At 73.5% G+C, this 14,036-nt stretch carries 11 protein-coding genes; 3 read left to right on the forward strand and 8 right to left on the reverse strand.

Annotation, left to right across the window (positions count from 1 at the left end):
• Window positions 1-26: 26 nt before the first annotated feature.
• From ACZ6O5_RS25220 to ACZ6O5_RS25235, 4 genes are all read right to left on the reverse strand, one after another.
• Complete coding sequence (locus ACZ6O5_RS25220; RefSeq protein ID WP_465980216.1) at window positions 27-899, reverse strand: thrombospondin; 873 nt, start codon at window positions 897-899, stop codon at window positions 27-29.
• 195 nt (window positions 900-1,094) lie between these two features.
• Window positions 1,095-2,546 (reverse strand): RICIN domain-containing protein, encoded by a 1,452-nt coding sequence (locus ACZ6O5_RS25225; protein ID WP_465980217.1) that lies wholly within the window; start codon window positions 2,544-2,546, stop codon window positions 1,095-1,097.
• A 5-nt stretch (window positions 2,547-2,551) separates the two neighbouring features.
• A complete protein-coding gene (locus tag ACZ6O5_RS25230; RefSeq protein WP_465980218.1) occupies window positions 2,552-3,289 on the reverse strand; it encodes a cellulose binding domain-containing protein in 738 nt (245 codons plus the stop codon).
• 267 nt (window positions 3,290-3,556) lie between these two features.
• Window positions 3,557-3,847 (reverse strand): hypothetical protein, encoded by a 291-nt coding sequence (locus ACZ6O5_RS25235; RefSeq protein ID WP_465980219.1) that lies wholly within the window; start codon window positions 3,845-3,847, stop codon window positions 3,557-3,559.
• A 103-nt stretch (window positions 3,848-3,950) separates the two neighbouring features.
• Here ACZ6O5_RS25235 and ACZ6O5_RS25240 point away from each other — a divergent pair, with 103 nt between their 5' ends.
• The gene (locus ACZ6O5_RS25240) at window positions 3,951-4,454 is read left to right on the forward strand and encodes a hypothetical protein (protein ID WP_465980220.1); all 504 of its coding nucleotides are present in this window, start codon (window positions 3,951-3,953) and stop codon (window positions 4,452-4,454) included.
• A 25-nt stretch (window positions 4,455-4,479) separates the two neighbouring features.
• Window positions 4,480-5,289, forward strand: a complete 810-nt coding sequence (locus tag ACZ6O5_RS25245) for an Fpg/Nei family DNA glycosylase (RefSeq protein ID WP_465980221.1) — start codon at window positions 4,480-4,482, stop codon at window positions 5,287-5,289.
• A gap of 91 nt (window positions 5,290-5,380) precedes the next feature.
• Here ACZ6O5_RS25245 and ACZ6O5_RS25250 read toward each other — a convergent pair whose 3' ends face one another.
• From ACZ6O5_RS25250 to ACZ6O5_RS25265, 4 genes are all read right to left on the reverse strand, one after another.
• Window positions 5,381-6,328: an aminoglycoside phosphotransferase family protein gene (locus tag ACZ6O5_RS25250; RefSeq protein WP_465980222.1), complete on the reverse strand. Its 948-nt coding sequence runs from the start codon at window positions 6,326-6,328 to the stop codon at window positions 5,381-5,383.
• Window positions 6,325-7,746: a WGR domain-containing protein gene (locus ACZ6O5_RS25255; RefSeq protein WP_465980223.1), complete on the reverse strand. Its 1,422-nt coding sequence runs from the start codon at window positions 7,744-7,746 to the stop codon at window positions 6,325-6,327. Before ACZ6O5_RS25255 ends, ACZ6O5_RS25250 begins: the two co-directional genes overlap by 4 nt.
• Before the next feature lie 120 nt (window positions 7,747-7,866).
• Window positions 7,867-9,240, reverse strand: coding sequence for an FAD-dependent oxidoreductase (locus tag ACZ6O5_RS25260; RefSeq protein ID WP_465980224.1), 1,374 nt, complete (start codon window positions 9,238-9,240; stop codon window positions 7,867-7,869).
• A gap of 41 nt (window positions 9,241-9,281) precedes the next feature.
• Window positions 9,282-10,430 carry a carboxylate-amine ligase gene (locus ACZ6O5_RS25265; RefSeq protein ID WP_465980225.1) on the reverse strand — a complete coding sequence of 383 codons (1,149 nt, stop codon included), beginning with the start codon at window positions 10,428-10,430 and terminating at the stop codon, window positions 9,282-9,284.
• A 208-nt stretch (window positions 10,431-10,638) separates the two neighbouring features.
• Between ACZ6O5_RS25265 and lysX the strand changes: the two genes are divergently transcribed.
• Window positions 10,639-13,953 carry a bifunctional lysylphosphatidylglycerol synthetase/lysine--tRNA ligase LysX gene (gene lysX / locus ACZ6O5_RS25270; protein WP_465980226.1) on the forward strand — a complete coding sequence of 1,105 codons (3,315 nt, stop codon included), beginning with the start codon at window positions 10,639-10,641 and terminating at the stop codon, window positions 13,951-13,953.
• Window positions 13,954-14,036: the final 83 nt, after the last annotated feature.

Genomic DNA, 14,036 nt, shown 5'->3' on the forward strand with positions numbered 1-14,036 from the left:
CGCTGCCGGCGATCGAGATAGTGCCCTCAGAATCGATCGACAAACTGTGAATCAAGCCACTCGCGGAACCGGCCCACCCACTCGCCGTCCGTGGTCGGCCAATCGAACTGGCCGGTCATCGCCACGATGCCGAGCACCACGGCGGCCAGGCCGACCATGATGCCGATCAGCGCGTCGGTCTTCCCGGCCACGTGCCGGCGTCGGGTGGCGATCAGACCCAGCACCGCGAGCACCGCGCCGACCGCGCCGAGCCCGATGCCGTAGCCGGCCAGCGTGCCGGAGAGCACGAAGAGCGCGGCGACCACGGACACGATCAGACCGAGCGTGGCGAGCATGCTGGCCCGCGGCTTCTTCGTCAGCTCCGGGTCGAGTCCCCGGTCGGGGCGACCGTCGCCGTCCAGGTCGACGGGACGGTCCGGGCGACCGTCCCGATCCAGGTCGACGGCACGATCCGGCCGACCGTCGCCGTCCACGTCGACGGCACGGTCCGGGCGGCCGTCCCCGTTCAGGTCGACGGTGTGCTCCCGGGTGGGTTCCGGGTCGACGGTCCGCGTGCTCCGACCCGAGGGCCGGCTGGTCACCGCCCGGGCCGAGGCGGCCCGCTGGGCCGCCCGCCGCTCCGCCTCACCGGTGCGGGGCGCGGTCTCGACGCGGGCGGCGTCGGTGACCGGTCCGGGGCCGGTGACCGGTCCGGCGTCGGCGACCGGTCCGGCGTCGGCGACCGGTCCCGCGTCGGCGGCCCGCTCCGCCTCGGTGGCGGTCGCGCCGCTGCGGTACGTGGTCCGCACCGCGTCGCGGTCGGTCACCACCGGCTGGTCGGCTGTTCCGTCGGCGGCCGGGGTCGTCCCGTCGGCGGCCGGGGTCCCGTCGCGGGCGTCCACGACTCCGTCGCCGTTCACATCGGTACTACGCGCCGGAGAGTTCCGGCGGGACAGGATGTTCACGTTGGTACCTCCTGATCCAGGCGCGGAGGCCGCGCATGACAGTGCGGAGGTACCCAGACGTGCGGAAGTCGACACCCGGTGACGGAACCGGGCCCGCCCGGCCGGCGTCCGGCCGGCGGGGACGGGCCCGGCTCCGTCACGTGGGCGTCGTCAGGACTGGGTGCGTGACCACTGCTGGTTGGTGCCCCCGCCGCAGGTGAGCTGCTGGACGTCCGCGCCGTCGCCGGTGGCGGCATTGACCACGTCCAGGCACTTGCCGCTGTGCCGGGCCCGGAGCTGGAACCAACTGCCGACCGCGGCCCACTGCCACTGCTGGTTCGCGCCCCCGCCGCAGGTGTACTGGATGATGTTCGCGCCGTCGGCGGTGGACGCGTCGGCGACGTCGAGACACTTGCCGCTGTTGGCGTTCACCAGGCGGAACCAGCCGCCGCCGGCGTCCTGGAACTCCCACCGCTGGTTCCCGCCGCCGTTCCACGCCCACTGCTTGACCTCGGCGTTGTTCGCCGTGGAGTTGCCGATCACGTCCAGCACCCGACCGCTGTGCCGGGCGGTGACCCGGTACGAGACCGGTGTGTTGCCGGTGACCGTCCCCGCGGCCGTGTCGATGGTGACCGACGGGTACCAGGTCAGGCTCATGCTGGTGCTGGTCGGGAACGAGATCGGCAGCCACACGTACTGCGAGTCGTTGACCGGCCCGCCCCACGCCCCCGCCCACCGGTCACCCAGGTAGAGGTAGCTGGTGGTGGCGGTGCCCTGGACGGGCAGTACGAAGGCGGGCTGGGAGCTGAACGTGGTGCCGTTGCCCACGTCGGTCCAGCCGCTCCACGGACCGGAGATGCTCGGCGCGGTGGCGTACCGGGCCTGGTTCGGGCTCCAGCCCGTCGCGGCGGAGGTCAGCAGGAAGTACGTGCCGCCCCGTTTGAACATCGCGGGCGCCTCGCGGGTCGCGCCGGCCCAGAAGTTGCCCACCAGGCCGGCGACGTTGAGGTAGTCCGAGGTGAGCCGGTAGATGTTCAGGTCGCGGTTCTCGTTGGCGGCCGAGATCATGTACGCGGTGCCGTTGTCGTTGTAGAGCGTGATGTCCCGGGACATGTGCTGCCCGAGCGGCCGGAAGCTGCCGTGGTAGGTGTAGTTGCCGTCCACGGTGGCCGACGACGCGACGGCGGCCCGGGCCTCGGTGTAGTCGGACCCGTTCTCCTTGTGCATCCACATCACGAACCGGCCGGTGCCGGCGTTGTAGATGACCTTCGGCCGTTCGATGTTGGCCCGCTGTAGTTCGGTCGCCGACGCCTGGGTCAGCACGTTGTTGCGGAACTCCCAGGTGCGCAGGTCCGTGGAGCGGTAGACGGAGACCGCCCGGAACGTGTTGTCCGGGTTCCGGTTCTCGCCGAACCAGTAGTAGTAGTTGTCGACCTTGAGGACGCCGCCGCCGTGGGCGTGCACCACCGCGCCGCTCGTGTCGGTGAACTGCGTGCCGTTGGTGACGGTCACCGGCGCCGCCAGCGCGCCTGTGGCCGGCCCGACCATCATCGCGAGGGCCACGACCAGCGCCGTCCCGGCCGCCAGCAGGCGTCCGATCGATCCGTTCGTGGGGGACCGCATGCCGGTCACCGACCGCAGACCGGCGTGAAGCCGCTGGACCAGCCGCTGACGGCCACCATCAGCCCGAACGTCGTCGAGGCGCCCGGCGCCAGCGTCTCGTTCCAGGAGGCGTTACGGACCGTCACGCTCTGGCCGGCGCTCTCGGCCACCCCGCCCCAGATCGACTGGATGCGCTCGTCGCCGGACCACCGCCACGAGACCAACCAGCCGCGCGTCGGCTCGGTCCCGGTGTTGCGCACGGTGACCGTGGCGATGAAGCCGCCGTACCACCTGCTGTCGATGGTGGCCGTCGCGGCGCACGTCGACGTCGGCAGCGTCCGCGCCGGCCCGCCGATGATGTACGGGTCGCGCGTGCCGTGCGCGTCGCTGAACCGGAACCAGTAGTCGGTGTCGGGCGTCAGCCCGTCGACGGTCACTGTCCCGAAGAGTTCTGGCCCGGAGACGGCCTCGGCCACCGGGTTGCGCCAACCGGTGGCGTCCTCGCGGCTGGTGAAGAGCGTGACGACCATCGGCGGGTCGTAACCGCAGGGCGGGCGGAGCAGGATCGAGTACCTGATGGTGAGGCTGGTGGCGGTGGTGCCGGTCACCTGGCCGCTGACCGGTAGCGCCGGCGGGCACGCCACCGTCGGGGTGGGCGCGGGCGTCGTCATGACGGTGGCGGGCGACCCGGCGGCGCCGGTCGAGGCGGCCAGGCCGGTCAGGGTGAGGGCGGCGGCCAGAGCCGCGCCGAGGGTACGAATCATCTGCGCTCCTGAGCTGAGCTACGGGCCCCGCAGCGCGAGCGGCGGTGGTGGCGGCGTTCAACCGCCCCGGTGGCGCAACGGCGGCACGGCGGACTGCCGGAGAGGACTGCCCGGCGCCGGGTGGCACACCACCCCGCGCGTCACTCTCCTGCTGGATCGAGCGGCTCGCCCTGGCTCCCGAGCGCGACCGGAGTCAGTCTGGCATTCGACGAACGTCGATTCAATGGCGTCCCGTGCCGCGGTCACCCGGCTGGCGGGCGACGCGGACTAGTCGGGCGCGATGCCGTGGGAGCGCAGAATCTGGCGTACGCGCTCACGCGTGTAACCGGTGACCCGCACGATGTCGACCTGGCGCATGCCGCCCTGGGACGCCTCCACGATGGCGGTGGCGAGCTGGTCGCGTGCCTCGGTGACCTTCTCCCGATCCTCCGCCGCGCGCTGGGCGGAGGCAGCGGCGGTCGCCTGCGCCATGTGAAACGCGCGCACCGCATCCGCCAGTCGGTTGGCCATGCCACAGATGATCTCATCGGCCAAACGCAGCGTAAATTTCGCGATCATTATTGGCCAACAGTCAACAGGAAGAACCACTTGATAAGGCCAAATGAATACTGGTAGTTTGGCATTGAGTCAGGTGACCTCAGCCACCCACGAGGAGGCGCCCGTGAGCAACCTACCCACGCTGCCCGAGTGCGGAGAACCGGCGACGCTGCGGATCGAGCTGTACACGACGGACTCCCTGGACGCCTGCGCGTACACCTGCGCGGCGCACACCCCGTATGCGATTGCCGCGCTGGGCCGGGCCGGGCTGGACGCGTACCCGATCGGTCTGGGGCCCGGGGTGTCGCGGCCCTGCGGGCACGTGTTCGTCTATCCGACAGGTGCCCTCGCCGCCCCGGACGACCTGGCCCACCCACTGTGGTGCGACCGGGACCGCTGCCGGCTCCGCGGCCGACACTGTTCTCGCGCCCGCCAGGTCGACACCAACCGCTCGGAGTCGTCCGTCGTCGAGATCGGGCTGGTGCGGGCGCTGCATCCCGCCGCCCGGACGATGGTGAGCCTGGGCGGCGCGGCCTCCGCCGTGGTGCTGTCGATCGGGCAGGCGCGGGTGCTGCGGTACCGCCTGGCCCACCTGCTCGACCTGGCGGCGGTCAGCCGGCAGAGGTGAGCGGGGCTGGCTACCCTTGGCACCTGTGCCAGAGGGACACTCCATCCACCGACTCGCCGCCCGCCACGCCGAGTTGTTCGCCGGCGACAAGGTGCACGCCGACAGCCCGCAGGGGCGCTTCGCCGAGGGCGCGGCGCGGCTCACCGGCACCGTTCTGGACGCCACCGAGGCGTACGGCAAGCACCTGCTGCACCACTACGCCGGCGAGTTGACGCTGCACGTGCACCTCGGGCTGTACGGCAGGTTCGCCGACGGGCCGGGGGAGCCGCCGGCCCCGGTCGGCCAGCTCCGGCTGCGCCTGCACAGCGACCGCAACTGGTTGGAGCTGCGCGGCCCCGCCGCCTGCGAGCTGCTCACCCCGCCCGAGGTGGCGGCGCTGCGCGGCCGGCTCGGCCCGGACCCGCTGCGCGCCGACGCCGACCCGGACCGGGCGTACGCGCGGATCCGGCGCAGCCCCACCCCGCTCGCCGCGCTGCTGCTGGACCAGTCCGTGGTGGCCGGCACCGGGTTGATCTTCGTGACCGAGGCGCTGTTCCGCGCCGGGCTGCCGCCGCTGCTGCCCGGACGGGAGCTGACGCCGGCCGGCTGGGCGGAACTCTGGGCGGACCTGGTGATGCTGATGACCCGCGCGGTCGGGCGCGGCCGGATCGACACCGTGCGCGACGCGGACCTGCCGGAGGCCACCGGCCGGGCGCCGCGCGTCGACCGGCACGGCGGCGAGGTGTACGTCTACCGCCGCCCGGGGGAGCCCTGCCACGTCTGCGGCACGCCGGTGAGCCGGGGCACGCTGGCCGGTCGCAACCTCTACTGGTGCCCCACCTGCCAGGCCGGCTGAACTGTCGCACGACGCCGGCTCGCCGCCCCGGCCGGCAGGTGGTGGCTTCCCGGGTGACGTCGCCGGCCCGGCCGGCGGGTGGGTGGGCGTGTCACGTCTCGTCGAGCAACCAGCGGGCCGCCTCGATGTTGCCGGGGAAGACCTCGTCGCCGCCGACGCTCCAGGCCAGCGTCTGGCCGATCGCCCAACCGCGGACCCGGGCCCGGTCCAGGCCCAGCTCGCTGCTGAGCCGGTCGAGCCGGTGCCGCACCGCCGCCGGTGAGTGCCCCAGCTCGGCGCCCCGGACCAGCGGCACGACCGCGAACTCCCGCTCGCCGACAAGCGGCTTCGGGTCGATGACCAGCCACGGCTCGCGGTCGGCCGCCAGCACGTTGCCGGCGTGCAGATCCTGGTTGACAAGCACCTGTTCGCCCTGCTCCGGAGCCAGCTCGGCGAGCAGGCCGAGGGCGGCGTCGAGCAGCCGTCGCTCGTACGGCCGGTTGGTCCGCCGCCAGTTGGCCGGCATCCGCTCGGCCCAGCCGGCCGCCTCCTCGGCGAGCGGCGTGAACGGCGGGCCGGCCGGCACCGCGAGCCGGGGCAGCAGGCCGACCGCGGCGTCGAGCGCCTCGTCGAGCGCCAGCGTGTGCAGCGGCACGCCCGGGTCGCAGCGCTCGACCAGCAGCGCGCGGCGGTCGGCGTCGTGGGCGAGCAGCCGGATCGCGCCCCGGCCCGCCCAGTGCGCCAGCGCGGTGGCCTCGTGGACGCTGTCGTCGTCCGGGTACTGAAGTTTCAGCACCGCCCGCGTGCCGTCCGGCAGCTCGGCCGGCAGGGCCAGCGAGGCGAACGCGTAGGCGAACGGCGGCCCGACGGCCGTCAGCTCCCACTGCGCCACGCACTCCGCCAACCGGTCCGGCAGCTCCGCCAGCCAGGCCCGCCCGAGCGGCGTCCGCTCGGTCCACCGCAACCCGTCCGGGATCTCCCACCGCATCCGGCCATCCTGGCCGAGCGCGGTGACCGGCGCCGCCCCGACCCGGCGCGTCGGGACCGTGGTCGCGGTCACCGCAACCGCCGGATGTCGCCGTACGCCCGGTAGAAGCCACCCCGGCCGGACTCGCGGACCTCGCTGACCAGGTAGCGGGCGCCGGGCTCCCGGATGCCCTTGGGGAACTGGACCGACCAGTCCCGCTGGTAGCCGTCGGAGAGGACGTGGACCCGCAGCCGGCCGCCGTACTCGACGCACTGCACCACCACGCCGTCCCGAGCGTCGGTGGTGACCTCGACCGTGGCCCAGGCGGCCGGCTCGGGCAGCCGGGCCGGCGCCTTGACGTCCACCACCTCGGGCACGTCCCCGGCCTCGGCCGCCCGGATCGCCGCCTCGTCGGCGTCGATGCAGGCCAGGTGGCCGCTGGTGGTCACCACGTAGAGCCGTTGGTCGTGATACTGCATGGAGTACGCCGAGCCGCAGCCGGTGCCGAGCTTCCACAGCCGGTTACCGGCCTCGTCGAAGCAGTAGATCGAGGAGGCGCTGTCTCCGGCGAAGACGTACCGGCCGTCCTCGGCGGTGGCGCAGGAGAAGACCGGGGCGTCACAGCGGTACGTCCGCTCGGCCCGGCCGTCCTTGCGCAGCCGCACCACCTCCCGGGTGCCGGTGCCGGCGAACACCGTGTCGCGCTCCTGCCAACCGAAGAGCACCGCGCCGGTACGGGTGTGCCACAGCTCCCGCCCGGTGCGCCAGTCGTAGCCGGTGACCCCCTGCGAGTGGCCGTGGTAGAGCGCGTCGGCGTCGCAGCGCACCATCCAGGCGGACCGGCCACGCCCGGCCCGGCGCCAGAGGAACTCGTCCTCGTGGTCGAACGCGGCGACGCCGCCCTCGCGGTCGGAGACGCCGAGGACGCCGTCGTGGATGTCCAGCCAGTAGATGTCGATCTCCGGTGCGATCGCGTACGCCGCCCGGGGCACCTTGCCGGACAGGTCGTAGACGTTGCCGTCGTCGCAGCCGGCGTAGACCCAGGCGTCGTCGGCGACGATGCACTTCACGCCGTCGGGGAGCCGGACCTGGTTCACCATCCGGGCGTCGTGGTCCAGCGTGGTGATCACACCGTGCTCGTTGCCGACCATGCAGTGCCGCCCGTCCACGAAGATGCCGAAGGCGGGCGCGCCCGAGGCGTACCGCCAGAGGACCGGGGCGGTGCGGGCGGTGGAGCGAGTGCTCACGATCTCCCGACGGGAGACCGGCCGCTTCGGGCGAACGCCGGGCACCGCGGGGACGTAGCCCTTGCGGACCTTCTCGCCGATCTTCTTCGCCGCGGCGGCCCGGGCGCGGGCGTTGTCCGGGTAGGCGCTGGTCTTCACCTGGCCCTGGTCGCCGATCCGTCCGAAGCGGACGGTCATCGCCGTGTCCTCGACCACCACCTCGTAGAACTTGTGCGCACCACCGTCCACTTCGGACAATTCAAGGTAGGTCGTCTCCTGCGACATGGGGTTACCTCCGAGCGAGTGCCAACCAACAGCGCGCACACGCTAACCCCGCCCCCCGACAGTGCCGGAAGTCAAAAGGGGGGCCTTCCTCTACCGGAGGCGTTAAGAAGGGTCCCTTCCTTACGTCGTGGCGAGGGCGTCGACGGCCTTGCGGGCGGCGATCAGCACCGGGTCCCAGACCGGGGCGTACGGGGGCGCGTAACCGAGGTCGAGCGCGGTCATCTCGTCCACCGTCATGTCGTTCCACAGCGCCACGGCCAGTGCGTCGATTCGCTTGGCCGCCTCGGACCAGCCGACGATCTGCGCCCCGAGCAGCCGTCCGCTGGGCCGTTCGGCGATCAGCTTCACGGTCATCTTCTGCGCGCCCGGGTAGTAGCCGGCCCGGTTCGTCGACTCGGCGGTCACCGTGACGAACTCGAACCCGGACTCGGTGGCGTCCCGCTCGCGCAGCCCGGTGCGCCCGACCTCCAGCTCGCAGACCTTGGTGACGGCGGTGCCGATCACGCCGGGGAACGTGGCGTACCCGCCGCCGATGTTGATCCCGGCGACCCGGCCCTGCTTGTTGGCGTGCGTGCCGAGCGGGATGTGCACCGGCAGGCCGCTGACCCGGTGCAGGGTCTCCACGCAGTCGCCGGCCGCCCAGACGCCGGGCACGCCGGGCACCCGCATCCGGCGGTCCACCCGGATCGCGCCGGACGGCCCGAGCGGCAGGCCGGCGGCCTCGGCGAGCCGGGTGTTGGGGCGTACGCCGAGACCCAGCACCACGACGTCGGCCGGGATCGGCCCCTCGTCGGTGACCACCGCGGCGATCCGGCCGTTCCGTTCCTCCAGGCCGGTGACGGTCAGCCCGGTGCGGATGCCGATGCCGACCCGGCGCATCGCCTCGCCGACCAGCTCGCCCATGTCCGGGTCCACGGTGGCCATCGGCTGCGCGGCCTGCTCGACCAACTGGACCGTGAGCCCGCGCTGCACCAGCGCCTCGGCCATCTCGACGCCGACGTAGCCGCCGCCGACCACCACCGCGTGCCGCGGCCGGGGCTCGCGGTCGAGCCAGTCGAGCAGCGCGGCGCCGTCGTCGAGCGTCTGCACGCCGAACACGCCGGCCACCTCGTCGCGGGCCCACTCCGGCTGCACCGGGGTGGCGCCGGTGGCGTACACCAGGGTGTCGAAGCCGGCGCGGACCTCGCCGCCGCCGTCGAGGTCCCGGGCGACCACCTCGCGGCGGTCCAGGTCGATGGCGGTGACCTCGTGCCGGGTCCGGACGTCGATGTCGAAGTCGTCGCGGAACGCGGCCGGGGTGCGGGCGACGAGTTGGTCGCGTTCCGGCACCAGGCCGCTCACCCAGTACGGGATGCCGCAGGCCGAGTAGGACGTGAAGTGCCCCCGCTCGAACGCGACGATCTCCAGGTCCGCCCGGTCGCGGCGGCGCCGCGCCTGGGAGGCCGCCGACATGCCGGCGGCGTCCCCGCCGACGACGATCATCCGCTCCGCCACGCCGCTCATCCTGTCACGCCCCGACCGGGCCGCGGGGCGGCTCAACCACGGGTCTGCCGGGCCACGTCCGCGACCACGTCGACCAGCTTGCCGGTCTTCGCGAACACCGCCCGCTGCCGGGCCGCGCCGCTGCCGTGCCGGCGCAGCCCGTCCAGCAGCTCGGTCACCCGGTCGAGGTCGCCGTGCCGCTCCAGCTCCGGGCGGATCCGGTCGACGAGTCGATCCAGCAGCTCCCAGGCCGGGCGCAGCTCGCCGTCGGTCAGGTCGACGCCCTCGCCCTCCAGCCCGTCGTGGGCGGCCCGCCAGTGCGCGGCGACCAGCAGGTGATGGTCGGTGTTGACGGCCCGCCGACCGGCCGCGATGTCGGTGAGCGCGGTCGCGACCAGGCCCCGGACCAGCGCGGCCACCAGCACCGCGTCGTCCACCGACGGGCAGACGTCGCCGATCCTGATCTCCACGGTCGGGTACTTGGCGGAGAGCCGGGCGTACCAGTAGAGCATTCCCTCGTCGAGCATCACGCCGCTGGCGATGAGCTGCCGGATCAGCCGCTGGTAGTGCTCGTGCGACTCCAGGTAGGGCGTGGGCGCCACGGACGGCCAGCGTTCCCACTCGATCGAACGCCAGCTCGCGTAGCCGGTGTCCTCGCCGTGCGAGAACGGGGAGTTGGCGGTGACCGCCTGGAGGATCGGCAGCCAGGGCCGGACGTGGTTGAGCACCAGCACGCCGGTGTCCGGGTCCGGCACGCCGACGTGCACGTGCATGCCGTTGTTGCCCGGACCGGGCACCAGCAGCCGGAACCGTTCGATCATCCGGTCGAAGCGCGGCTTGTCCACCACCGCCGGCACCGGCCCGTCGACCGGCCCGGTGCCGATCGCCAGCAGACGTACGCCGGCCCGCTCGGCCGCGTCGGCCAGCTCGGCGCGGAGCATCCCCAGCGAGTGCCGGATCGAGGACAGCTCCAGCCCCGGCGGGCTGCCGATCTCGATCTGGCTGGTCTGGAACTCGCGTTCCACCTGGCCGCGCAGCTCGGCCGGCACCTGCTCCATCACCAGCTCGACGGCGGGCACGGCGGTCCCGGTGTGTGGATCGGCGAGCAGGAACTCCTCCTCCACGCCGACCGTCAGCAGGTCCGTCCCGCCCTCGGCGGCGTGCCGTTCCCGCTCCGCCACTGAGCCGCTCATCGCCACCACCGTCTCTTTCCGACCGGCCGCGACACCGTGCCGCGTGGTCGACGCACTGTTACCCACCGTGTCGATGCCCGGAAACGCGTCGGACGGCGTGTCGGCCCGATTCGCCCGGCCGGTCGTGCGCCGCCGTGCCCCCGGAGGGCCGTCGGGTGACGGGACGCGGGACTACGATGAGCCGGCCCGGCGGGCGGTCGCCGGGCCGGAGGAGGTCGTGGTGACTCCGAACGGCACGTCGCGCACGGTGACCGGCGTTCGCGCCCAGGTTCCGCGCGGCTTCGCGATCCTGCTCGCGGTGATCGCGGCGGTGTGCGCGCTGGCGGCGCTGAGCAGCGCGGTGGCCGCCGACGTCCAACCGGTCCGCACCGCGATCGACGCGCTGCTGGTGCCCGCGCCGGCGAACCTCGCGTACGCGGTCTTCCTCGGCGTCCTGGCCGCTGCCGCGAGACGGCGCAAGCGGCTGGCCTGGTGGGTGCTGCTTGTCTACTTCAGTCTCACGCTGGTGGTCGGCCTGACGGCCGGTGGGCTGCTGCTGATGGTGGGCGCCAACGAGCTGAACCACGCCGCCGGCCAGCGCCTCTTCGGCACGCTGGAGACGATCGGCGTCTGGGTCGGCATCGCGTTCGCCGCCGCCGCGGTGGCGCTGCTGGTGGCCGCGCGGCGGGAGTTCTACGCCCGGGTCCGGTCCGGCAGCACCTGGCGTGCGCTGGGCGTGCTCGCCGGCCTGGCCGCCGTCTTCGTCGGCCTGGGCTATCTGCTGCTCCTGGTCGAGCCGGGCAGCCTGCACACCTGGTCGGACCGGCTGGGCTACGCGGTGGAGAAGGTCTTCGGTGGCGCGATCACGCTGGACCTGACCCGTCGGGGCCAGGCGCCCGGCTGGGTCAACCTGCTGCTCGGCGCGTTCGGCGCGACGGCGTTCCTGGCCGCGCTGTTCACGCTGGTCCGCTCGCAGCGGGCCAACGCGGTGCTGCACGCCGGCGAGGAGGAGCGGATCCGGGAACTGCTGGCCCGGCACGGCGAGCGGGACTCGCTCGGCTACTTCGCCACCCGGCGGGACAAGGCGGCCGTCTTCTCGGCCAGCGGCAAGGCCGCGCTCACCTACCGGGTGATCAACGGCGTCAGCCTGGCCAGCGGCGACCCGGTCGGTGACCCGGAGGCGTGGGGGCCGGCCATCGAGGCGTGGCTGGAGCACTCCCGGGCGTACGCGTGGACGCCGGCGGTGCTCGGCGCCAGCGAGGCCGGCGCGCGGGCGTACCGCCGGCACGGCCTGAAGGTGCTCCAGCTCGGCGACGAGGCGATCCTGCACACCCGGGAGTTCGACCTGGACGGCCGGGACATGCGACCGGTCCGGCAGGCGGTGCACCGGGTCGAGCGGGCCGGCTACACCGCCCGGGTCCGCCGGCACGCCGAGATCCCGCCGGAGGAGCTGGCCGAGGTGGCCGGGCTGGCCACCGCGTGGCGGGACACCGGGCACGAGCGCGGCTTCTCGATGGCGTTGGGCCGGCTCGGTGATCCGGCCGACGGTGACTGCGTGCTGGTCGAGGCGTGTGACGGCGCGGGCCGGGTGCGCGGGCTGCTCTCGTTCAGCCCGTGGGGCACGCACGGCGTCTCGCTGGACCTGATGCGCCGGGACCGCGCCGCCGAGAACGGCGTCACCGAGTTCATGGTGGCCGCGCTGCTGGCCGCCGGCCCGCGCCTCGGCGTCGACCGGGTGTCGCTCAACTTCGCCGCGTTCCGGTCGGTGTTCGAGCAGGGCGCGCGGATCGGCGCCGGTCCGATCATCCGGGCCTGGCGGCACACGCTGCTCTTCTTCTCCCGCTGGTGGCAGCTCGAGTCGCTCTACCTCTCCAACGCGAAGTACCAACCGCACTGGACGCCGCGTTACCTCTGCTTCGCGGAGCGCCGGGAGCTGGCCCGGGTCGGTCTCGCGGCGGTCGCCGCGGAGGGCTTCCTGGCCCTGCCGGGTGGGCGGCCCACACCGCTGCACGGGGTGCCGCCGGCCGGCGGCGGGATCGGCTACGTGCCGCCGGCCGCCGCGGCGGTCCGGGCCGTCCCGCCGGAGCCGCCCGCCGCGCGCCGGCCGGAGCAGATCCGGGTACGCGTGGCGAAGCTCGACCGGCTGCGGGCCGCCGGCGTCGACCCGTACCCGGTGGGCTATCCGCGCACGGCGACCTGCGCGGCGGTGCGGGACCGGCACGCGGGGCTGGCCCCGGACACCGGCGCCGGCGAGACGGTGGCGGTGGCCGGGCGGGTGCTGCTGGTCCGCGACCACGGGCGGGTCCTGTTCGCCACCGTCCGGGACGGCAGCGGCGATCTTCAGGTGATGCTGGAGCACGACCTGGACCGGTGGCGGTCGACTGTCGACATCGGCGACCACGTGGGCGCCACCGGCGAGGTGTACGCGACCCGACGCGGCGAGGTGTCGGTGCGGGTGGCCGGCTGGGAGCTGACCGCCAAGTGCCTGCGCCCGCTGCCGGACAAGCACCACGGGCTGGCCGATCCGGAGGCCCGGGTCCGGCAGCGGTACCTGGACCTGGCGCTGGACCCGGCGGCCCGGGAGATGGTGCGGGCCCGGAGCGCGACGCTGCACAGCCTGCGCGCGGGGCTGGCCGGGCGGGACTTCCTGGAGGTGGAGACGCCGATCCTGCAACGGGTGCACGGTGGCGCGAACGCCCGCCCGTTCGTCACCCACATCAACGCGTACGACCTGCGGTTGAGTCTGCGGATCGCGCCGGAGCTGTATCTGAAGCGGCTCGCCGTGGGCGGCATCGAGCGGGTCTACGAGTTGGGTCGGGCGTTCCGCAACGAGGGCGTGGACGCCACCCACAACCCGGAGTTCACCGTGCTGGAGGCGTACCAGGCGTACGCCGACTACCAGGACATGCGGGTGCTGGCCCGGGAGCTGGTCGTGGCGGCGGCGACCGCGGTGCACGGTGCGCCGGTGGCCCGCCGGCCCGGCGGCGAGCTGGTCGACCTGGGCGGCGAGTGGCGGACGGTCACGGTGCACGAGGCGGTCTCGGCCGCGCTGGGCGAGGAGGTCACCGCCGACACCGAGCTGGCCGCGCTGCGCAAGCTGGCCGACGCGGCCGGGGTGCCGTTCGATCCGCGCTGGTCGGCCGGCGCGGTGCTGCTGGAGCTGTACGAGCGGCTGGTCGAGGCGCGTACCGAGGCGCCCACGTTCTATCTCGACTTCCCGACCGAGGTGTCGCCGTTGACCCGGCAGCACCGGCGTGATCCCCGGTTGGCCGAGCGCTGGGACCTGGTGGCGTACGGGATGGAGCTGGGCACGGCGTACTCCGAGCTGGTCGATCCGACCGAGCAGCGGCGGCGGCTCACCGCGCAGTCGTTGCAGGCGGCCGGCGGCGACCCGGAGGCGATGGAGCTGGACGAGGACTTCCTCACCGCGCTGGAGTACGCGATGCCGCCGACCGGCGGGCTGGGGCTCGGCGTGGACCGCCTGGTGATGCTGCTGACCGGCCGTTCGATCCGGGAGACGTTGCCGTTCCCGCTGGTCCGCGAGTCCTCCTGAGCGTCGCCGCCACCGGCATTCATTGAAGATTGTTGACAAATGCGGGGGCGGGCGCGTACAAATCGCTCTCAGAGAGCGCTCTC

The organism is Micromonospora sp. NPDC049201, assembly GCF_055586805.1.